The sequence below is a fragment of the Streptomyces sp. NPDC088124 genome, assembly GCF_040685895.1.
Classification (GTDB): Bacteria; Actinomycetota; Actinomycetes; order Streptomycetales; family Streptomycetaceae; genus Streptomyces.
This window is the reverse complement of sequence record NZ_JBFBJB010000007.1, coordinates 217,576-237,060: the sequence shown is the minus strand read 5'-3', so window position 1 is coordinate 237,060 and position 19,485 is coordinate 217,576. Positions and strand designations below refer to the sequence as shown.

The window sequence follows — 19,485 nt, the reverse complement described above, 5'->3', positions numbered from 1 at the left end:
CACCGGAACCATCACCTTCACCGGACCCGGCGGACTCAACCAAACCGTCCCCCTGGACACCAACGGAAACGCCTGCATCACCACCAGCACACTGGAAACCGGCACCATCACCGCCCTCTACAACGGCGACATCTGCTTCACCTCATCCACCGGCACCGCACCGGTCACCGTCAACCAGGCAGCCAGCACGGTCGCGATCGCGGTAAGTCCCAACCCCTCCGTATGCGGACAGACGGTCACGGTATGCGCGACCGTCACCGCCGTCGCACCCGGCAGCGGCACCCCCACCGGAACCATCACCTTCACCGGACCCGGCGGACTCAACACCACCGTCCCCCTGGACACCAACGGAACCGCCTGCATCACCACCAGCGCACTGGAGACCGGCACCATCACCGCCCTCTACAACGGCGACACCTGCTTCACCTCATCCACGGAGACGGCGGATGTGGCGGTCAACCCGGCCACGAGCACGGTGTCGGTGACGGTGGACCCCAACCCGTCGGTGTGCGGCGAGACGGTGAAGGTGTGCGCAACCGTCACCGCCGTCGCACCCGGCAGCGGCACCCCCACCGGAACCATCACCCTCACCGGACCCGGCGGGCTGAACGAGACGGTCACGCTGGACGCGAACGGTACGGCGTGCGTGACCACCACCACGCTGGAGACCGGCACCGTCACCGCCTCCTACACAGGCGACAACTGCTTCCTGCCGTCGACAGGATCACTGGACGTGACCGTCAACCAGGCAGCCAGCGCCGTGTCGGTCACGGTGGACCCCAGCCCCTCCGTGTGCGGCCAGCTCGTCACCCTCTGCGCGACCGTCAGCGCGGTCCCACCCGGAAGCGGAACCCCCACCGGAACCATCACCTTCCTGCTTCCCGACGGCAGCACCCAGGTCGCCGGGCTGGACGCGAACGGTACGGCGTGCGTGACCACCACCACGCTGGAGACCGGCACCGTCACCGCCTCCTACACAGGCGACAACTGCTTCCTGCCGTCGACAGGATCACTGGACGTGACCGTCAACCAGGCAGCCAGCACCGTGTCGGTCACGGTGGACCCCAACCCCTCCGTATGCGGTGAAACGGTCACGGTGTGCGCGACCGTGACGGCGGTCGCACCCGGCAGCGGCACCCCCACCGGAACCATCACCCTCACCGGACCCGGCGGACTCAACGTGACACTCGCACTGGGCACAGGCGGGAACGTATGCCTGGCGACCAGCAGCCTCACCGGCGGCACGTACATGGCCACCTACAACGGCGACTCGTGCTTCGCGGGTTCGGACGCGGTCTTCGACGTTACGGTCGGCCCGGCCACGAGTGCCGTGTCGGTCACGGTGGACCCCAACCCCTCCGTATGCGGTGAAACGGTCACGGTGTGCGCGACCGTGACGGCGGTCGCACCCGGCAGCGGCACCCCCACCGGAACCGTCACCTTCACCGGACCCGGCGGACTCAACCAAACCGTCCCGCTGAACGCCAGCGGAACCGCCTGCGTCAGCACCAGCACCCTCACCAGCGGCACCATCACCGCCCTCTACAACGGCGACACCTGCTTCACAGCCTCGACCGGCACCTTCGACGTGACCGTCGACCAAGCCTCCACCACGACCACCGTCTCGGTGGACCCCAACCCCTCCGTATGCGGACAGACGGTAAAGGTGTGCGCAACCGTCACCGCCGTCGCACCCGGCAGCGGAACGCCCACCGGAACCATCACCTTCACCAAACCCGGCGGACTCAACCAAACCGTCCCCCTGGACACCAACGGAAACGCCTGCATCACCACCAGCACACTGGGAACCGGCACCGTCACCGCCGTCTACAACGGCGACACCTGCTTCACCTCATCCACCGGCACCACACCGGTCACCGTCAACCAGGCAGCCAGCACGGTCGCGATCGCGGTGAACCCCAACCCCTCCGTATGCGGACAGACGGTAAAGGTGTGCGCGACCGTCACCGCCGTCGCACCCGGCAGCGGCACCCCCACCGGAACCATCACCCTCACCGGACCCGGCGGACTCAACACCACCGTCCCCCTGGACACCAACGGCACCGCCTGCATCACCACCAGCACCCTCACCAGCGGCACCATCACCGCCCTCTACAACGGCGACACCTGCTTCACCTCATCCACCGGCACCACACCGGTCACCGTCAACCAGGCAGCCAGCACGGTCGCGATCGCGGTAAGCCCCAACCCCTCCGTATGCGGACAGACGGTAAAGGTGTGCGCAACCGTCACCGCCGTCGCACCCGGCAGCGGCACCCCCACCGGAACCATCACCCTCACCGGACCCGGCGGACTCAACCAAACCGTCCCCCTGGACACCAACGGAACCGCCTGCGTCACCACCAGCACCCTCACCAGCGGCACCATCACCGCCCTCTACAACGGCGACACCTGCTTCACCTCATCCACCGGCACCACACCGGTCACCGTCAACCAGACAGCCAGCACGGTCGCGATCGCGGTGAACCCCAACCCCTCCGCATGCGGACAGCCCGTCACCGTCTGCGCGACCGTGACGGCGGTGGCGCCCGGCAGCGGCACCCCCACCGGAACCGTCACCTTCACCGGACCCGGCGGACTCAACCAAACCGTCCCGCTGAACGCCAGCGGCACCGCCTGCGTCACCACCAGCACCCTCACCAGCGGCACCATCACCGCTCTCTACAACGGCGACGATTGCTTCACCTCGGCCACGGGCACCGCACCGGTCACCGTCAACCAGACAGCCAGCACGGTCACGGTCGCGGTGGACCCCAACCCCTCCGTATGCGGACAGACGGTAAAGGTGTGCGCAACCGTCGCTGCCGTCGCACCCGGCAGCGGCACCCCCACCGGAACCGTCACCCTCACCGGACCCGGGGGACTCAACACCACCGTCCCGCTGAACGCCAGCGGCACCGCCTGCGTCACCACCAGCACACTGGGAACCGGCACCGTCACCGCCCTCTACAACGGCGACACCTGCTTCACCTCATCCACCGGCACCGCACCGGTCACCGTCAACCAGGCAGCCAGCACGGTCGCGATCGCGGTGAACCCCAACCCCTCCGTATGCGGACAGACGGTAAAGGTGTGCGCGACCGTCACCGCCGTCGCACCCGGCAGCGGCACCCCCACCGGAACCATCACCCTCACCGGACCCGGCGGACTCAACCAAACCGTCCCGCTGAACGCCAGCGGCACCGCCTGCGTCACCACCAGCACCCTCACCAGCGGCACCATCACCGCCGTCTACAACGGCGACACCTGCTTCACAGGTTCGACCGGCACCACGGGTGTGACCGTGAACAACGCCCCGACCAAGACCGTGCTCACCGTCACCCCGAACCCCGCGGTCTGTGGTCGGCCGGTGACGTTCTGCGCCACGGTCACGACCCTCGCGCCGGGTAGCGGTACCCCCACCGGGACGGTCACCTTCGCCGGCCCCGGCGGATTCGTGCAGACCGTCCCGCTCAACGCCGGAGGCAGTGCCTGCGTCACCACCACCGCGGGTACCAGCGGCACGGTGACCGCCGTCTACAACGGCAGCACCTGCACCAGCCCTTCCGCCGCGACGGCCAACCTGACCGTGAGCCCCGCTCCCACGACGCTGACGGCGGGACCGGCGCAGATCCGCGTGCGGGCCAACGGCTCGTTCGTCATCCCGACGATGAGCGCCACGCTCAAGGTCACCTCCAGTGCAGCTCCGCTCGCGGGGCAACTGGTCACCTTCAAGGCGAACACGCCGTTGGTACCCACCGTCCTCGGGACCGCACTCACGAATGCCAGCGGGGTGGCGACACTGGCCCCGCCGGCGCTGCCGGTCTCCAGTACGGCGGTCACGGCAACGAGTTACACCGCGTCCTTCGCCGGGACGAGTTGCTACGCGCCGTCCTCCGTGACGGAGCCGCTGACGCTCGTCCTCTTCCCCGTCCTTCCCTGACCGCGCATCGGTCGCCGCGCCGGGGAACCGCGGGGCCGAGCAGAACCCGAACCGGGGCGGCGGCCGCCGCCCCGGTTTCCCCTGGTCCGATCGCGTGACGCGTCACGGGAAAGGCGCCGGGGAACGCTTCGCGCCAGGGCCGCGGCGGTCCGTACGCCGCCCCGGTCGAGGCCGACGGCTGGCCCTGGAGGCACCACACCATGGGCGGGCACGCCGGCCCGTTCCCGGGCGGCGCGTCGTATCCGGCGGCGGTCCGCGACGTGGTCCCCACCCCCGGGTCGGGCCGCCGGGACCCGCCGGGTACCGTCAGTGGCGTGTACCGCTTCCTGTTGTCCCGGCAATGGGTGATCCTCACCCTCCTTGCCCTCGCGCTCATCCCCGTGATGATCGAGCTGGGCTTCTGGCAGTTGCACCGCCATGAGCGCAAGGTCGCCCAGAACTCGCTGATCTCGGCCAACCTCGCGGCGAAGCCCGTACCGGTCACCGAGCTGACCTCCCCCGGGCACTCCGTCCCGCGCGCCGACTACTGGCGCGGCGTCACCGTCACCGGCACGTTCGACCCCGAGCACGAGGTCGTCGTACGCCGCAGGACCTCCAACGACGACCGGGTCGGCTACCACGTCCTGATCCCGCTGATCATGAAGGACGGGCGGGCGGTCATCGTCAACCGGGGCTGGATCCCGGCCAACGGCGACCAGCACACCTTCCCGAGCATCCCCGCCCCTCCCCAGGGCGAGGTCACCATCGCGGGCCGGCTGAAGGCCGACGAGACCTCCGAGGTCACCGGCATCCGGGACGTGGGGGACCTGCCGCCCCGGCAGGTCATGCTGATCAACAGCCGTCGGCAGCAGGAGGAGCTGGGCCGTACCGTCCTCGGCGGCTATGTCGAGCTGACCTCCCCGGTGCCGGCGGACGGCAGTCCCCAGCCGATCCGGAACCCGGACGACAGCTCGATCGGCCCGCACATGGCGTACGCCGTCCAGTGGTGGCTGTTCGTGGCCGCCGTGCCGGTGGGCTGGTGGATCCTCGTACGCAACGAGAAGCGCGACCGCGCCGCGGCCGCGAAGAGCGCCGCGGAGAACGCCGAGGAGACGGACGCGGGGGCCGAGCCCGAGCCCGCGAACGCCTGACGCCTGCCGCCCCGGCCGGGCTCCCCGCTGCTTAGCGCGCCCGCCGTACGGGAACAGCCCTGGCGTGAACCAGCAACGCATCGAGGATTACGCACTCATCGGCGATCTCCAGACCGCCGCCCTGGTCGGCAGGAACGGCTCCATCGACTGGCTGTGCCTTCCTCGCTTCGACTCGGCCGCCTGCTTCGCCGCGCTGCTCGGCGGCGAGGAGAACGGTCACTGGCGGGTCTCTCCCGCCGGGGCCGGGGAGTGCACACGGCGCGGCTATCTGGGTGAGTCGCTGGTGCTGGAATCGGTGTGGGAGACGAGGACCGGCACCGTCAGGGTCGTCGACTTCATGCCGCAGCGCGAGCGGGCCCCGGACATCGTGCGGATCGTCGAGGGCGTCAGCGGCTCGGTGGAGATGTCCGCGACCCTGCGGCTGCGCTTCGATTACGGTTCCGTGGTCCCGTGGGTGCGCCGCTCGGAAGGCCACCGGGTCGCCGTCGCGGGACCCGACTCCGTCTGGCTGCGCAGTCAGCCTCCGGTGAAGACCTGGGGGCAGCACTTCAGCACCTGTTCGTCGTTCACGGTCGGGCCGGGCGAGTCGGTGGCGTTCGTCCTCACCTGGCACCCCTCGCACGAGCCGCGCCCGGCGCGCGTCGATCCGTTCGACGCGCTGGCGCGCAGCCTGGAGGACTGGGAGACCTGGGCGGCGCGCTGCCGCTACCGGGGCCAGCACCGCGCGGCCGTCGTGCGCTCGCTCATCACGCTCAAGGCGCTCACCTACGGCCCGACGGGCGGCATCGTCGCCGCGCTCACCACCTCCCTGCCGGAGGAGCTGGGCGGCGTACGCAACTGGGACTACCGCTACTGCTGGCTGCGCGACTCCACCCTGGTGCTGGGGGCGCTGGTCTCCGCCGGCTATCTGGAGGAGGCGGCGGCCTGGCGCGACTGGCTGCTGCGCGCGGTGGCCGGCGATCCGGCCGATCTGCAGATCATGTACGGGCTGGGCGGTGAACGCCGGCTCCCGGAGAGCGAGCTGCCGTGGCTGCGCGGCTACGCGGGCTCGGCACCGGTCCGTACCGGCAACGGCGCCGTCGACCAGCTCCAGCTCGATGTGTACGGGGAGGTCATGGACTCCCTGGATGTGGCCCGTACGGCCGGGCTCGCGCCCAAGCCCCACGCCTGGAACATCCAGCTCAGCCTGCTGGGCTTCCTGGAGTCGAAGTGGCGGGAGCCGGACGAGGGACTGTGGGAGGTGCGGGGACCGCGCCGCCACTTCGTGCACTCCAAGGTGATGGCCTGGGTCGCGGCGGACCGTGCCGTACGGGCCCTGGAGGAGGACCCCACGCTCCGCGGCGACGTGCGCCGGTGGCGGGCGATGCGCGACGAGGTGCACCGGGAGGTGTGCGAGAAGGGGTACGACCCGGAGCGGAACACCTTCACCCAGTCGTACGGCTCGGCGGAGCTGGACGCGGCGACCCTGCTCATCCCGCGCGTCGGCTTCCTGCCGCCGGACGACCCCCGGGTGATCGGCACGGTCGACGCGGTACGGGCGGAGCTGGGGCAGAACGGTCTGCTGCGCCGGTACAGCACGGCCGGACCCGCGGTGGACGGGCTGCCCGGCGAAGAGGGAACGTTTCTGGTGTGCTCGTTCTGGCTGGCCGACGCGCTGCACCTCATCGGGCGCGCGGCGGAGGCCGAGGAACTGTTCGAGCGGCTGCTGGCGCTGCGCAACGACGTCGGGCTGCTCGCGGAGGAGTACGACCCGGTGGCGCGGCGGCAGCTCGGCAACTACCCGCAGGCGTTCAGCCACATCGGCCTGGTGGTGACGGCGCTGACGCTGGCGGGGGTGGCGGCGGGGAAGGAACCGGACATCACGGCGCTGGAGACCGGCGGACGGGACGGGGCCGGGGACGACAGTACGGGGCCCGGGGACGACAGTACGGAGACCGGCACGGCAGGATAGGGGCCATGGATCTTGGACTGAAGGACCGTGTCTACGTCGTCACCGGTGGCTCACGGGGGCTGGGCCGCGCAGCCGCCGGAGCACTCGCGGCGGACGGCGCGAAAGTCGTCATCTCGGGACGCGACGAGAAGAGCGTCGCCGCCGCGGCGGCGGAGATAGGCCCGGGCGCCCACGGAGTGGCCGCGGACAACGCGGACCCGGCGGTGGCCGAACGTCTCATCGCGGCCGCCAAGGAGCGGTTCGGCCGCTTCGACGGCGTCCTGATCAGCGTCGGCGGTCCGGCTCCCGGCTCGGCCGCGGACAACACGGACGAGCAGTGGCGTACGGCGTTCGAGTCGGTCTTCCTCGGCGCGGTACGGCTGGCCCGCACGGCGGTGGCGGAGCTGACCGAGGGCGGGGTCGTCGGCTTCGTGCTCTCCGGCTCGGTCCACGAGCCGATCCCGGGCCTGACCATCTCGAACGGGCTGCGCCCCGGGCTCGCCGGGTTCGCGAAGTCCCTGGCGAACGAGGTCGGGCCGCGCGGCATCCGGGTGCTCGGCCTGCTGCCGGCCCGGATCGACACGGACCGGGTCCGCGAACTGGACGCGCTGTCGGGCGACGCGGAGGCGGCGCGGGCGGCGAACGAGTCCCGGATCCCGCTGCGGCGGTACGGGACGCCGGAGGAGTTCGGCAGGACGGCGGCGTTCCTGCTGTCGCCCGCCGCGTCGTATCTGACGGGCGTGATGCTCCCGGTGGACGGCGGCTCGCGCCACGGCTTCTAGCGTCTGGCGTCAACTCACGCGTTCCGCCCGGTGCTTCGCCGCCCGGAGCCGCACCTTCGCCGGGAGGGTCGCCAGGCCGGCCGAGCTCCGGGCGTGCTCCAGGGACTCGTGGGTGAGGCGGCGCAGTGTCGCGGCCGGGGGCGCGTGCGGTTCCAGGAGGAGGCGGATCCGGGCCGAAGGGCCGGTGCGGCGGCCGGTCAGCCGGACGTCCGCGTGGGCCACGCCGTCCAGGGACTCCGCGTCCCCGGCGAGTACGTCCTCCAGCGCCCGGCCGCGCACCACCGCGCCCTCGCCGTCCCCGCTGCCGATCAGCACCTCCGGCAGCCGGGCGCGGCGCAGTTGGGCCAGCAGCCACCAGAGGGCCAGCACGACCAGGATCGCGAGGGCGGCGATGACCGCCGGCCACCACCATCCCTCCTCGCGGTAGCGGATCCGGTTCGCGCGGCTCAGCAGGACGCCGCGCGGGCCGGCGTACGGCCACCAGGACGGCACCGGCCACCCCGCCCCGGCCGCGAGGACCACCCCGCCCCCGCACACCAGGGCCAGACCGATGAGAGCGAGCAGCACCCGGTTGACCAGGCGGATCATCCCGTCACCTCTTCTTCGCGGGCCGGTGGACCCGTACGGTCAGCCCCGGCCGCCGCTCCAGGCCCAGTTCGCCGATGCCGTCGCCGAGCGCCCGCTCCAGGTCCGCCCGTACGTCGTCGAGTGCGCGGAAGTGCGCGGCGGCGCTGACCCTGGCCCGGGAGCGCCGCAGCCGTACCTGTGCCGAGCGGACGCCGGAGACCTCCATGGCCCGGTCGCGCAGCGCCAGTTCGGCGGCTTCGCGGTCGAGCCCGGCCCGTACCGACGCGGACTCCCGCCGCATCGGCAGCAGCCGGCGCAGTCCCGGGGTGAGGGCGAGGGCGAGCAGCCACAGGCCGAGGAGCACGGCGACGCCGGCGGCGGCCAGGATCCACAGCTCGTCCAGCGGCCGGCGCGCGAGTTGGGCTGCGAGCGCGCGGCGCCAGTACATGGCGGGGTGGCCGGCGCGTACCGCCGCGATGTCGTAGAGCAGCAGCCCGGTCGCGCCGAGCAGGATCAGCGCGGTCAGCGCGGCGGGGACGCGGCGGAAGGACCAGAAGCGCCCGGCTCGGGCCACGCCGGGGCCGCGGTCGTCCGGTCGGCCTTCGTCGGCACCGTGCTCGTAGCCGTCGGCGTCGCCGTCGCCGTCGCCGTCGCCGTCGAGGGTGGGTCTGCGCCCTTGGTCGAACGTCTCGTCCACGTCGTCCAGTTCGAGTACGCCGCCCCGGTCCGCGCCCCTGGCCGTATCGCCCATCGCGCCCGCGTCCGTGTCCCCCTTCCCGTTCGTGTCCGTGTTCGTGTCCCGGTGGGGATCCCGGCGTCCCCCGGGCGCGGGCTCCTCGCTCATCCGGTCCTCCCCCGCGCCGCGACACGCGACCGTTCGGAGTGCAGTCGCTCGACCCGTACGTCCACCTCCGGTACCTCCATCCCCACCAGCGTTCTGACCCGGTGGACCACCTGCCGGCGTACCGCGCCGCACTGGGCCCCGAGGTCGGAGGGGTACTCCAGCTCGACACCGACCCGTACCCGCGCGCTGTCGTGGCGCACCGTCACGGAGGCGTGCGGCGGCGCGCCGCCCTCCGGTACGCCGTCGAGCGCCTCCCTGGCCGCCCGCGCGGCGATCTTCGCGACGACCCGGTCGGCGATGGTGGTCGCTCCGCGTCCGGCCGCCGCGACCCGGTCACCTGTCATCCGCTCCCCGGCCACCCGGGGTCACCGCCGCCGGTCGTCGCGCTCGCGGGGGCGGAAGAAGTCGCCGGGTTCCAGATCGCCGTCGATGAACTTCCCCGCCAGAAAACCGGCCGCGCCCAGCACGGCCACCACCACAAAGGCTCCGAAACCGCCGAAGTATCCGGCGAATCCGAGCACCATCCCGGCCACCAGGCCCACCGCCGCCATGCTCATCGTGCGCTCCTCTTCCGCCGCGCCCCTGCCGGCCGCTACTGGAGCCGTGTCTCCGGCTCTTCGTCGTCCTCCTCGTCGGGGAGCTTCACATCGCTCACCGCGATGTTGACCTCGACGACTTCGAGGCCGGTCATCCGCTCGACGGCGGCGACGACGTTCTCCCTGACGGCGCCGGCGACCTCGGTGATCGAGACGCCGTAGTCGACGACGATCTCCAGATCTAGTGCCGTCTGGACCTCTCCGACCTCGGCCTTCACCCCCCGGCTGACGGACTTGCCGCCGCCGGGGACCCGGTCGCGTACGGCGCCGAAGGTACGGGACATCCCGCTGCCGAGGGCGTGCACGCCGAGGACGTCCCTGGCCGCGAGACCCGCGATCTTCTCCACCACGCCGTCGGCGATGGTCGTACGGCCGCGCGAGGCCGGGGCTCCGCCGCCGCGCTTGGTGACCGGCGTGGCTCCCCCCTTCTCGTCGGACCGGCTGCGGGGTGTGGTGTCTGCCATCGCCGTTCATCCCTTCCGCGCGGTGATTGACTCCTTTGCCCACATTAGGTGCGCTTGCCCGGTCTCGCGCCGTGGATGGGGCAGGGTGGCGGAATGACGAGCGGACAACGGAGCGGGGCACGGACGGCCGCTGTACGGCATCGGCTCGCCCTGGGGAGACTGCTCGCGCTGGGCGACGCGGCCGACGGGGCGTGGCTGGCCGAAGGGGCGGCGACGGCGGAGCTGCGGCGGGCCGCGGCGGGCGTCGCGGGGACCGCCCTGGACGCGGTACGGATCGCCCTCGCCGACCCCGAGGCGGCCGGGCCCCCGGCCGTGGTCCCGCCGCCCGGCGCGCAGCCGCCGGGGCCGCTGCGGATCGACGCGGAGTTCGCGGCGGGCCCGGGAGAGCCGCTGCCGGCGCTGGCGGAGCGGCTGCGCGGGGCGCTGTTCAGGTGCGCGGTGGACGGGCTGGGGCTGCGGGTGACCGATGTCGACCTCCGGGTGACGGCGCTGCTGGACTCCGCGCCGCGGCCCCCGGCACCCGCCGGGCCGGCCGGGCGGGACGCCGCGGAGCCCGAAGGGGCGACGGGGAGGTCCGTCGCGGCGGTGCCCGGGGTCGCGTATCTGACCAGGACCCTGGGCAGGGCGGTGTACGAGACGGCGGCGCCCGACGGCGGCGTGGCGCGGGTACGGGTCGAACTGGCGACGGCGGCGGGGCACCGCCCGCTGGATGTGGCACGGGCGGTGCGCGCGCGGCTGGCCGGGTCTCCGGGGGCGCCTTCGGTGACCGTGGTGGTGTCGGCGGTGGAGGCCCCGGCCGAACACACGACGCCCCGTGCGGGGAGCACGGGGCGTACGGGGAGCACGGGGCGGAGTTGACCGGCGGGGCCAGTCCCCAGGGCGGGGTCAGTCCCCCAGGCCCGCCAGATCGCGCAGCCGGCGTGCCTGCGCCGCCCGCTCGGCGGTGCGCTGGGCCTCGAAGGAGCGGTCGGACGCGCCCTGGAGCAGGGCCTTGGTCTCGATCAGCGCGTCCCTGGGCGCGGCGAGCAGCGCCGCCGCCAGGTCGTTGGCCGCGGCGTCGAGTTCGCCCGGGGGCACCACGAGATTGGCGAGCCCGGTCCGTTCCGCCTCCTCGGCGTGGACGAAGCGGCCCGTGGCGCAGATCTCCAGCGCGCGGGCGTACCCGACGAGCCCCACCAGCGGATGGGTGCCGGTGAGGTCGGGGACGAGGCCGAGGCTGGTCTCGCGCATGGCGAACTGCGCGTCCGACGCGACGACCCGCAGGTCGCAGGCGAGGGCGAGCTGGAAGCCCGCGCCGATCGCATGCCCCTGGACCGCCGCGATCGACACGATGTCGCTGCGGCGCAGCCAGACGAAACCGTCCTGGTACCCGGCGATCGCCGCGTCGAGGTCCGCGTCGGATCCCCGGGCGAGATCGATGAAGGACGGTTCGCCGTCGAACCCCTCGGGGGTGAACGCCTGCCGGTCGAGCCCCGCGGAGAAGGACTGCCCCTCACCGCGCACCACCACCACCCGGACGCTGCCCGGCAGTGCCCTTCCGGCCTCTGTCAACGCCCGCCACAGAGCGGGAGACTGGGCGTTGCGCTTGGCCGGAAGGGCCAGTGTCACCGTGGCGACCGCGTCCTCGACGGTGAGCCGTACGCCATCCTTGTCGAGCACTGGTGCGAGTGAAGTCATGGGGCGCCTCCGGTTCGGGCAGTCGGACTCACCTAACTAAGTGACTGCACAGTAACCACCCGGCCGATCGTCCGATCGACCCGGGTGGCCACCCTCCGAACCGGTGGCCCAGCAGGAGCCGCGTTCGGCCGTCAGGCCGACGCGGCCTTCTTGCCTCGCGTAGCCCCACCGCGTCCCCGCAGTGTGACTCCGGACTCGCTGAGCATCCGGTGGACGAATCCATAGGAACGGCCGGTTTCCTCGGCCAGTGCCCGGATACTCGCACCACTGTCGTACTTCTTCTTCAGGTCTGCCGCGAGCTTGTCGCGCGCGGCGCCGGTCACCCGGCTGCCCTTCTTCAGAGTCTCGGCCACCCGTGCCTCCTCATGGGAAGTGCGCTCTGGACTTCTCATGATCACCCCTCACGGGCGTCCTGGCCACCCATTCAGCAAGGTCCGTACGACAAGCTTCGGCGTACTTCAACCTTCGAGCACGAACGGAATGCCGCATTCCAGAGCCGCCCGGATCCGGCCCTGACCTGCGTGGGACGAGAAGTGCCAGGTCAGGCCCGTGTGGCGGGAGAGGGTGCGGATGATGTACGCGGAGAGGCGTTCCGTCGCGTACCACGCCGAGGGTACGAGACACAGTCACTCAGATGGTGGATCACTGCTGAGCCGAACGCTCCAGAGGGAGTGGATCACACCGGACGATCACGACGTCGGCGCCTCCCGCGGCGGCCCCCGGGCAGGGGCGCGGGCACGGGGCGGTCAGGCGAGCGCGACCAGGTCGGCGTAGTCCGCGCCCCACAGGTCCTCGACGCCGTCCGGCAGCAGAATGATCCGCTCCGGCTCCAGGGCGTGGACGGCGCCCTCGTCGTGGGTGACGAGGATGACCGCGCCCTTGTACGTACGCAGCGCCCCCAGGATCTCCTCACGGCTGGCCGGGTCGAGGTTGTTCGTCGGCTCGTCCAGCAGCAGCACGTTGGCGGAGGAGACGACCAGGGTGGCGAGGGCCAGCCGGGTCTTCTCCCCGCCGGAGAGCACCCCGGCGGGCTTGTCGACGTCGTCGCCGGAGAAGAGGAAGGACCCGAGCGTCTTGCGGACGTCGACCAGGTCGAGGTCGGGGGCCGAGGAGCGCATGTTCTCCAGGACGGAGCGCTCCGGGTCGAGGGTCTCGTGCTCCTGGGCGTAGTAGCCCAGCTTGAGGCCGTGGCCGGGGGTCACCTGGCCGGTGTCCGGCTTCTCGACGCCCGCCAGCAGCCGCAGCAGGGTGGTCTTGCCGGCGCCGTTGAGGCCGAGGATGACGACGCGGGAGCCCTTGTCGATGGCGAGATCCACGTCCGTGAAGATCTCCAGCGACCCGTACGACTTGGACAGGCCCTCGGCGGTGAGCGGGGTCTTGCCGCAGGGGGCGGGCTCCGGGAAGCGCAGCTTGGCCACCTTGTCGGCCTGGCGCACCTGCTCCAGGCCGGAGAGCAGCCGCTCGGCGCGGCGGGCCATGTTCTGCGCGGCGACGGTCTTGGTGGCCTTGGCGCGCATCTTGTCGGCCTGCGAGTTGAGCGTCGCGGCCTTCTTCTCGGCGTTGGCGCGCTCGCGCTTGCGGCGCCGCTCGTCCGCCTCGCGCTGCTGCTGGTAGAGCTTCCAGCCCATGTTGTAGACGTCGATGTGGGCGCGGTTGGCGTCCAGGTAGAAGACCTTGTTGACGACCGTCTCGACCAGTTCGACGTCGTGGGAGATCACGATGAAGCCGCCGCGGTACGTCTTGAGGTAGTCGCGCAGCCAGACGATGGAGTCCGCGTCGAGGTGGTTGGTGGGCTCGTCGAGGAGGAGGGTGTCGGCGTCCGAGAAGAGGATGCGGGCCAGCTCGACGCGGCGGCGCTGACCGCCGGAGAGGGTGTGCAGGGGCTGGCCGAGCACCCGGTCGGGCAGGCCGAGCGCGGCGGCGATGGTGGCGGCCTCGGCCTCGGCGGCGTAACCGCCCTTGGTGAGGAACTCGGTCTCCAGGCGCTCGTACCGCTTCATCGCCTTCTCGCGGGTGGCGCCCTTCCCGTTCGCCATCCGGTCCTCGTTCTCGCGCATCTTCTTCAGCACGGAGTCGAGGTCGCGGGCGGAGAGGATGCGGTCGCGGGCGAGTACGTCGAGGTCGCCGGTGCGCGGGTCCTGCGGGAGATAGCCGACCTCACCGGAGCGGGTGATGGTGCCGGCGGCGGGGATGCCCTCGCCCGCGAGGCACTTGGTGAGGGTGGTCTTGCCGGCCCCGTTGCGCCCGACGAGACCGATGCGGTCCCCCTTGGCGATACGGAACGAGGCGGACTCGATGAGGACGCGGGCGCCGGCGCGCAGCTCTACGCCGGTTGCGGTGATCACGGAAAGACTCCAGGGCGGTATGGACGGCGGAAGAGGGCAGGCGGAGGGATTCTTCGACGCCGGCTAATGCACAAGGAGAAATGCCATACGGGTCAGTCTAGCGGGGCGGCGCAACTGCTTTGTCTGGGCGGGCCCCGGGCGCCGGGCCCCCTGTCCCGGGGCCTGTCGTCGGTATCCTCCGTCCCGCGCCGGACCTCGCCGACGCGGGACGGAGAGTGGTGGGGCATGCAGTTCGACGACGACGCGCGGCTGGACACGTCGGAGGTCCAGGACGAGCGCGGCAGCCGGATCCCCGGGGGGCGGGCTCGCCGTGGGCGGCGGCGCGGCCGGACTCGTCGTCCTGCTGATCGCCCTCTTCCTCGGGGTCGGCCCCGAGCAGCTCGGCCTGTCGTCGGACGGCTCGGCCGGCTCCGGCGGCTCCCCGGCCCCCGGCCCGGGTGCCTCCTCGGCGGCGCAGGTGGACGCGGAGTGCCGGACGGGGCGGGACGCCAACACGCGGGAGGACTGCCGGATCGTCGCGGTGGTCAACAGCGTGCAGGACTTCTGGGAGGCGGAGTACGAGCGCGGCGGTGAGCGCTACATCAAGGCGCGCACCCGGCTGTTCACGGGGCGTACGGACACGGCGTGCGGGTCCGCGACCTCCGCGGTCGGCCCGTTCTACTGCCCGGCCGATCAGCAGGCGTACATGGATCTCGGATTCTTCGAGGAGCTGAGGACGGAGTTCGGCGCGAGCGGCGGGCCGTTCGCGCAGGCGTACGTGGTGGCGCACGAGTACGGCCACCACGTGCAGCACCTGAAGGGCACGCTGGCCAGGTCCCAGGACGGCCGGCAGGGCCCGGACAGCAACGCGGTGAAGGTGGAGCTCCAGGCGGACTGCTACGCGGGGGTGTGGGCGCACCACGCGACGACCACGCCGGCCGGGTCCTCCGGGCGTCCGCTGCTCGCGAAGCTGACGGACGAGGACATCACGGACGGGCTCGACGCGGCGGCGGCCGTGGGCGACGACCGGATCCAGGAGAGGTTCCAGGGCCGGGTCACCCCGGAGTCCTGGACGCACGGCTCGGCGGCGCAGCGGCAGGAGTGGTTCCGTACGGGGTACTCGGCGGGGGACGTGGCGCGCTGCGACACGTTCCGCTGAGGCCACATTCCGCTGAGGCCACATTCCGCTGAGGCCCGCTCGCACCGCCGCGCCCGGGCCGGTGCGAGCGGCCCGGGCCGCTGTCCCGGCGGCCGGGGCCGGCCCTGGCGCCCCTGGCTCTCCGCAGGGGCGCCGGGTCCGGTCAGGAGCCTCCGGTGTGCACCTGGAAGGCGGCCCTGCGGACGGCCTTGGCCAGCGCCGGGTCGGGGTGCGCGGCGGCGAGGGCGACCAGGACCTGGACCGTACGGGGATGGCCCAGGACCCGGACCTCGGCGAGCAGGGCCGGCACATTGCCCTGCACGGCGGATTCGAGGTGCCGCACGAGCAGATCGCTCTCGCCGTGGTCGGCGACGGCCGCCGCCGTGTCGACCCACAGCCAGGTCGACTCCTCGCGGGTCAGCACCTCGGCGGCGTCCTCGGGGTCGGCTCCCTCGTACTCCGCGAGCCAGAGCAGCGCGTAGGGCCGCAGCGAGGTGTCGGTGGCGGCGGCCCGCACATCGGCCTCCGCGGGTGCGCCGACCACGCGGAGCGCCTCGAAGGCGAGCCCGCGCAGCAGGGCGTCCTCGCCCCGGGCGACGGTGAGGAGTTCGGTGACGGCGCTGCCGACGGTACGGGCGGCGAGCCAGGCCCGGTACTCGGCGCGGGCCGGGCCCGGGGTGAGCCGGGCGCAGCCGCGCAGCATGTGCTCCGCGGACTGCTCGATGTTGCCCGCGGGGCTCTGGGCGGCGACGCAGATCTGTTCGAGCTTGACCCAGACCGCCCAGCTGCCGAGCGGGGTGAGGGTGGCCTGGCCCTCGCCCCGGGTGAGGGCGCCCACGGCGGCCAGGCCGTCCAGGGCCCAGTCCAGGAGCGGGGGCAGCAGGGCCTCGTCGACCGGGTCGGCGGCCCCCGGCTCGGTGGAGGTGGGCGCCGGGGCGGGCTGCGGGCCGTACGGGACCTCGCAGCGTTCCTCGTGGAGCTCGGCGACCCGCTGCTGGAGCAGGTCGAGCAGGGTCGGTTCGAGCACGGGCCCGGCCGAGAGCTGGAGGAGGGAGAGCACCTGCGGGACGGCCTCGATGACCTCGGCGACCGTCGCCGGGGCGATGTCGGCGGGGCCGGGGTGGACCAGGGACCAGGCGTCGAAGAGGGCGACCCAGCCGCGCTGGACGGCGCTGTCGTCGCGGTCCCACGCCTGGAGGCGCCAGCCGGGGCGCACGGTGCCGTCGTGCAGCTCGACGAGGCCGGCCAGCCGGGCCCTGTCCCAGGCCGCGCTCACCTGGTCCGGGGTCAACTCCAGCGCCGCCGCGGCCCGTTCACGCGCCCCCGCGGTGAGCGGGCCCGCGCCGGGGTCCCGGTCGACGGCGGCCCAGCGGGCCAGCCGGACCGCGTCGGCGAGCACGGCCCTCGCCTGCCGGGCCAGCTCCGCCTGGGGCGGAGTGCCCTGGGGCGGCCGCGGGGCCGGCCGGCCGCGCGCCTCGGTCACAGCCCGTCGGGCCGTGGTCAACGGCCGCGCGGGGACGAGTCGGAGTCTGGAGTTGCGCGCCAATTGCTCATCAGGCTTTCGGGACGTCACGGGGGCAGTCTTCCCGGTGACTGCCCGAAAGCCCAAACGGAACCCCTTTCAGCGGTACCGGAACGACGGAAGTGGCCTCTCGTGCGGAGGCGTCCCCTGGGTACGCGGAGGGTCGCGCGGGCCTGTTCGGGGAGGTGGGGGAAGGGGACGGCGCGCGGCGGACCGCCGGGGCGGCGCGGTCCGCGCGGGGGCGCGAAGGCGGCGCAAGGAGTCCAAACGGAGGCGCCGGAGGCCGGCCCTGCAGCGGGCCCGGCAGCGGGCCCGGCAGCCGACCCGGCGGCCGGCCTGACGGTGGGACGTCCGGCCGTGGCGGGCATGGCGCTCCATGAGCCGGGTCGTGGCACTCCATGATGCGGGGTCGTGGCGCCGCACGAGCAGGGGCCCCGGCGCTACATGAGGGGGGTGAGGAAGCGGCGGAGCGTCTCCTCGTAGCCGTCGGGGTTCGCGTTCCACATCGCCGCGTGCGGGGCGTGCGGGACGGCGTGGAGGCTGACCAGATCCGACCGGTGGGCGGCGAGTTCGCGCGAGGGGTTCCAGGGGGCGATCGTGTCGTGGGGGCCGTGGAAGATCAGCGTCGGTACGTGGAGATTGCGCGGGTCCGCCGCTTCCAGCAGCCGGTCGCCGTGCAGTCCCGTCCGGCCCTGGGCGGCCCGCACCGCGAGCGGGAGCAGGGGCGCGGGGATCCGGCGGGCGGAGGCCAGCGCCCGCAGGGTGGCCTCCCAGTCCAGCACCGGTGAGTCGAGCACGAGTCCGGAGATCCGCTCGCTGAGCGCGGAGTTCGCGGCGGCGTGCAGGGCCATCGAGGCGCCGGTGGACCAGCCGTGCACGACCACGCGCTCGGCGCCGAAGCGGACGGCGTAGCGGATCGCCGCGTCGAGGTCGCGCCATTCGGAGTCGCCGAGGTGGCCGAGGCCGTCCGGCGAACGGGGGGCGCCGGGGTCGCCCCGGTAGGCGATGTCGAGGACGGGCAGCCGCTGGGCGGCGAGGAACTCCAGGACGTTCAGCGGATGTTCCCGGGTGGTGCCGAGGCCGTGCACCGTGATCACCCAGGTGTCGCGCGGCCCCGGTACGAACCACGCCGGCAGGGAGCCGAGTTCGCCCGGGATCCACACGTTCTTGTGGGTGAGCCCGAGGGCTGTGCCGGGGTCCCCCTCGTACAGCCGTGGAGTGAACCGTACGCGGCTCCCGGGGACGAGAGTGCCGCGGCCGACCCGTTCCAGCCGGCGCACCACGGTGTCGGCCGAGTGCGGGACGCCGTCCAGGACCGGCCCGACGACGGCGTGCGCGCCCGCCCCCTCGATCCCGTACGTCCCGGGGCGCAGCGAGGCGAGCGAACGGGTCAGGGTGACCTGCCCGGCGGCCATGGCGTGCACGGTGATCTTCGGGTCGCTGGGCAGGGGCCGCCCCGGCGGTGCCTTCAGCGCGGCATCGCTGGCGTACCGGCCGGCCGCGACCGCAGCCGCGCCGACCCCGAGCACTGTGGTGACGGCCGCTGCCGCCGCTGTAGCCGGGCGCACGCTCCCAGTGTCACCACCCGTGCGCGCCCCGGCCAGCGGGCGGGGGCCGTCGGGGGCCGAGGCAGGAGGCTGAGCGGGGGCGGCGCCCGGTCCTGGGCCCCGGGTCCCAGGACCGGTACCAAGGTCGGGGTCGGGGTCGGTGTCAGGGTGTCGGGGTCGCTGTCAGGGGCGCTGGCCGTAGCCCTTGAGCTTCTCCGCCACCTCCCGCACCTGTTCCTCCGACAGCAGCGAGGGCCGGTGTCCCGGCACCGCGGCGGCCGTGAGCCAGAGGCGGCACATCCATTCGAGCTGGGCGGTGCGGTCGTACGCCTGGGCGAGGGTGTCGCCGTACGCCACCGTGCCGTGGTTCTGGAGCAGGCAGGCCGTACGGTCCACCAGGGCCTCGCGCATACCGCGGGCCAGCGCCTCCGAGCCGTACAGCGCGTACGGGGCGACCCGGACGGCGCCACCGAGGGCCGCCGCCATGTAGTGGATCAGGGGAAGTTCGGTGACGAGTGTGGAGACGGCGGTGGCGTGCACGGCGTGGGTGTGTACGACGGCCGTCGCCGATGTGTCGCGGTAAACGGAGAGATGCAGTGGAAGTTCGCTCGTTGGGGTGAGCGTGCCGAACACCTGCCGTCCGGCGAGGTCCACGGCGACCACGTCGCCCGGCGCGAGCCGGTCGTACGGCACCCCACTGGGGGTGACCAGGACCAGTTCGCCGACGCGCACGGAGACATTGCCCGAGGTGCCGACGACCAGGCCCTCCGCGGCCGTTCTCCGGGCGGTGTCGACGAGCTCCGCCCAGGCCCGTTCCAGAGCCCCCCGCCCGGCCTCCGTCCCGCCCTCCGCCGTACCCCGCGCGCCCGCCATCTCGCCTCGCGCGTCCGCCAGTTCGCCGTGTTCGCCGGTCCCGTCATCCGTCATACGGCGATCCTGCCAGGCGCCGCCGTCAACCTCACGGGGCGAGACACCGCGAAGACCCGTCCAGTTCATCTTCCGTTCACCCTGACTCCCTACG

At 72.8% G+C, this 19,485-nt stretch carries 16 protein-coding genes and 1 pseudogene; 6 read left to right on the top strand and 11 right to left on the bottom strand.

Annotation, left to right across the window (positions count from 1 at the left end; genetic code table 11):
• The 4 genes from AB0P17_RS08545 to AB0P17_RS08530 all read left to right on the top strand — a co-directional run.
• A partial coding sequence (locus tag AB0P17_RS08545; RefSeq protein WP_365808813.1) for an Ig-like domain repeat protein occupies window positions 1-3,943 on the top strand: 3,943 nt, incomplete at its 5' end.
• Window positions 3,944-4,257: 314 nt separating this feature from the next.
• A complete protein-coding gene (locus AB0P17_RS08540; RefSeq protein WP_365808835.1) occupies window positions 4,258-5,073 on the top strand; it encodes an SURF1 family protein in 816 nt (271 codons plus the stop codon).
• Between the two features lie 64 nt (window positions 5,074-5,137).
• Window positions 5,138-7,024, top strand: a complete 1,887-nt coding sequence (locus AB0P17_RS08535; protein ID WP_365808811.1) for a glycoside hydrolase family 15 protein — start codon at window positions 5,138-5,140, stop codon at window positions 7,022-7,024.
• 5 nt (window positions 7,025-7,029) lie between these two features.
• Window positions 7,030-7,785 carry an SDR family oxidoreductase gene (locus tag AB0P17_RS08530; RefSeq protein ID WP_365808809.1) on the top strand — a complete coding sequence of 252 codons (756 nt, stop codon included), beginning with the start codon at window positions 7,030-7,032 and terminating at the stop codon, window positions 7,783-7,785.
• A gap of 9 nt (window positions 7,786-7,794) precedes the next feature.
• Here the strand turns inward: AB0P17_RS08530 and amaP are convergent, their stop codons facing one another.
• From amaP to AB0P17_RS08505, 5 genes are read right to left on the bottom strand one after another with little or no spacing between them, the layout of a single operon-like run.
• Entirely contained in the window at window positions 7,795-8,373 is a 579-nt protein-coding gene (amaP, locus tag AB0P17_RS08525; protein WP_365808807.1) for an alkaline shock response membrane anchor protein AmaP, read from the bottom strand.
• A gap of 4 nt (window positions 8,374-8,377) precedes the next feature.
• Window positions 8,378-9,196 carry a DUF6286 domain-containing protein gene (locus AB0P17_RS08520; RefSeq protein WP_365808805.1) on the bottom strand — a complete coding sequence of 273 codons (819 nt, stop codon included), beginning with the start codon at window positions 9,194-9,196 and terminating at the stop codon, window positions 8,378-8,380.
• The gene (locus AB0P17_RS08515) at window positions 9,193-9,540 is read right to left on the bottom strand and encodes a hypothetical protein (RefSeq protein ID WP_365808803.1); all 348 of its coding nucleotides are present in this window, start codon (window positions 9,538-9,540) and stop codon (window positions 9,193-9,195) included. The genes AB0P17_RS08520 and AB0P17_RS08515 overlap by 4 nt, the downstream gene beginning before the upstream one ends.
• A 21-nt stretch (window positions 9,541-9,561) precedes the next feature.
• The gene (locus AB0P17_RS08510; protein ID WP_365808801.1) at window positions 9,562-9,753 is read right to left on the bottom strand and encodes a hypothetical protein; all 192 of its coding nucleotides are present in this window, start codon (window positions 9,751-9,753) and stop codon (window positions 9,562-9,564) included.
• A 35-nt stretch (window positions 9,754-9,788) separates the two neighbouring features.
• A complete protein-coding gene (locus AB0P17_RS08505; protein WP_365808799.1) occupies window positions 9,789-10,256 on the bottom strand; it encodes an Asp23/Gls24 family envelope stress response protein in 468 nt (155 codons plus the stop codon).
• 93 nt (window positions 10,257-10,349) lie between these two features.
• Between AB0P17_RS08505 and AB0P17_RS08500 the strand changes: the two genes are divergently transcribed.
• The gene (locus tag AB0P17_RS08500) at window positions 10,350-11,114 is read left to right on the top strand and encodes a hypothetical protein (RefSeq protein WP_365808797.1); all 765 of its coding nucleotides are present in this window, start codon (window positions 10,350-10,352) and stop codon (window positions 11,112-11,114) included.
• A gap of 27 nt (window positions 11,115-11,141) precedes the next feature.
• Here the strand turns inward: AB0P17_RS08500 and AB0P17_RS08495 are convergent, their stop codons facing one another.
• The 3 genes from AB0P17_RS08495 to AB0P17_RS08485 form a co-directional block, all read right to left on the bottom strand.
• Window positions 11,142-11,933 carry an enoyl-CoA hydratase/isomerase family protein gene (locus tag AB0P17_RS08495; protein WP_365808795.1) on the bottom strand — a complete coding sequence of 264 codons (792 nt, stop codon included), beginning with the start codon at window positions 11,931-11,933 and terminating at the stop codon, window positions 11,142-11,144.
• 131 nt (window positions 11,934-12,064) lie between these two features.
• Window positions 12,065-12,286, bottom strand: a complete 222-nt coding sequence (locus tag AB0P17_RS08490) for a helix-turn-helix domain-containing protein (RefSeq protein ID WP_006123601.1) — start codon at window positions 12,284-12,286, stop codon at window positions 12,065-12,067.
• A 393-nt stretch (window positions 12,287-12,679) separates the two neighbouring features.
• The gene (locus AB0P17_RS08485) at window positions 12,680-14,278 is read right to left on the bottom strand and encodes an ABC-F family ATP-binding cassette domain-containing protein (RefSeq protein ID WP_365808793.1); all 1,599 of its coding nucleotides are present in this window, start codon (window positions 14,276-14,278) and stop codon (window positions 12,680-12,682) included.
• Window positions 14,279-14,503: 225 nt separating this feature from the next.
• On the opposite strand from AB0P17_RS08485, the pseudogene AB0P17_RS08480 reads away from it, so the two are divergent.
• Window positions 14,504-15,416, top strand: a pseudogene (locus AB0P17_RS08480) (neutral zinc metallopeptidase).
• Between the two features lie 142 nt (window positions 15,417-15,558).
• Here the strand turns inward: AB0P17_RS08480 and AB0P17_RS08475 are convergent.
• The 3 genes from AB0P17_RS08475 to AB0P17_RS08465 all read right to left on the bottom strand — a co-directional run bounded on the left by AB0P17_RS08475 (window position 15,559) and on the right by AB0P17_RS08465 (window position 19,337).
• Window positions 15,559-16,878, bottom strand: coding sequence for a hypothetical protein (locus AB0P17_RS08475; RefSeq protein ID WP_365808791.1), 1,320 nt, complete (start codon window positions 16,876-16,878; stop codon window positions 15,559-15,561).
• Window positions 16,879-17,357: 479 nt separating this feature from the next.
• Entirely contained in the window at window positions 17,358-18,485 is a 1,128-nt protein-coding gene (locus AB0P17_RS08470; RefSeq protein WP_365808789.1) for a prolyl oligopeptidase family serine peptidase, read from the bottom strand.
• A gap of 162 nt (window positions 18,486-18,647) precedes the next feature.
• Complete coding sequence (locus AB0P17_RS08465) at window positions 18,648-19,337, bottom strand: class II aldolase/adducin family protein (protein WP_365808834.1); 690 nt, start codon at window positions 19,335-19,337, stop codon at window positions 18,648-18,650.
• Window positions 19,338-19,485 lie beyond the last annotated feature (148 nt).

Coding starts and splice junctions, on each gene's coding strand:
- AB0P17_RS08530 (WP_365808809.1), top strand. CDS start 7,030: ATGGATCTTGGACTGAAGGACCGTGTCTACGTCGTCACCGGTGGCTCA.
- amaP (WP_365808807.1), bottom strand. CDS start 8,373: ATGATCCGCCTGGTCAACCGGGTGCTGCTCGCTCTCATCGGTCTGGCC.
- AB0P17_RS08520 (WP_365808805.1), bottom strand. CDS start 9,196: ATGAGCGAGGAGCCCGCGCCCGGGGGACGCCGGGATCCCCACCGGGAC.
- AB0P17_RS08515 (WP_365808803.1), bottom strand. CDS start 9,540: ATGACAGGTGACCGGGTCGCGGCGGCCGGACGCGGAGCGACCACCATC.
- AB0P17_RS08510 (WP_365808801.1), bottom strand. CDS start 9,753: ATGAGCATGGCGGCGGTGGGCCTGGTGGCCGGGATGGTGCTCGGATTC.
- AB0P17_RS08505 (WP_365808799.1), bottom strand. CDS start 10,256: ATGGCAGACACCACACCCCGCAGCCGGTCCGACGAGAAGGGGGGAGCC.
- AB0P17_RS08500 (WP_365808797.1), top strand. CDS start 10,350: ATGACGAGCGGACAACGGAGCGGGGCACGGACGGCCGCTGTACGGCAT.
- AB0P17_RS08495 (WP_365808795.1), bottom strand. CDS start 11,933: ATGACTTCACTCGCACCAGTGCTCGACAAGGATGGCGTACGGCTCACC.
- AB0P17_RS08465 (WP_365808834.1), bottom strand. CDS start 19,337: ATGGCGGGCGCGCGGGGTACGGCGGAGGGCGGGACGGAGGCCGGGCGG.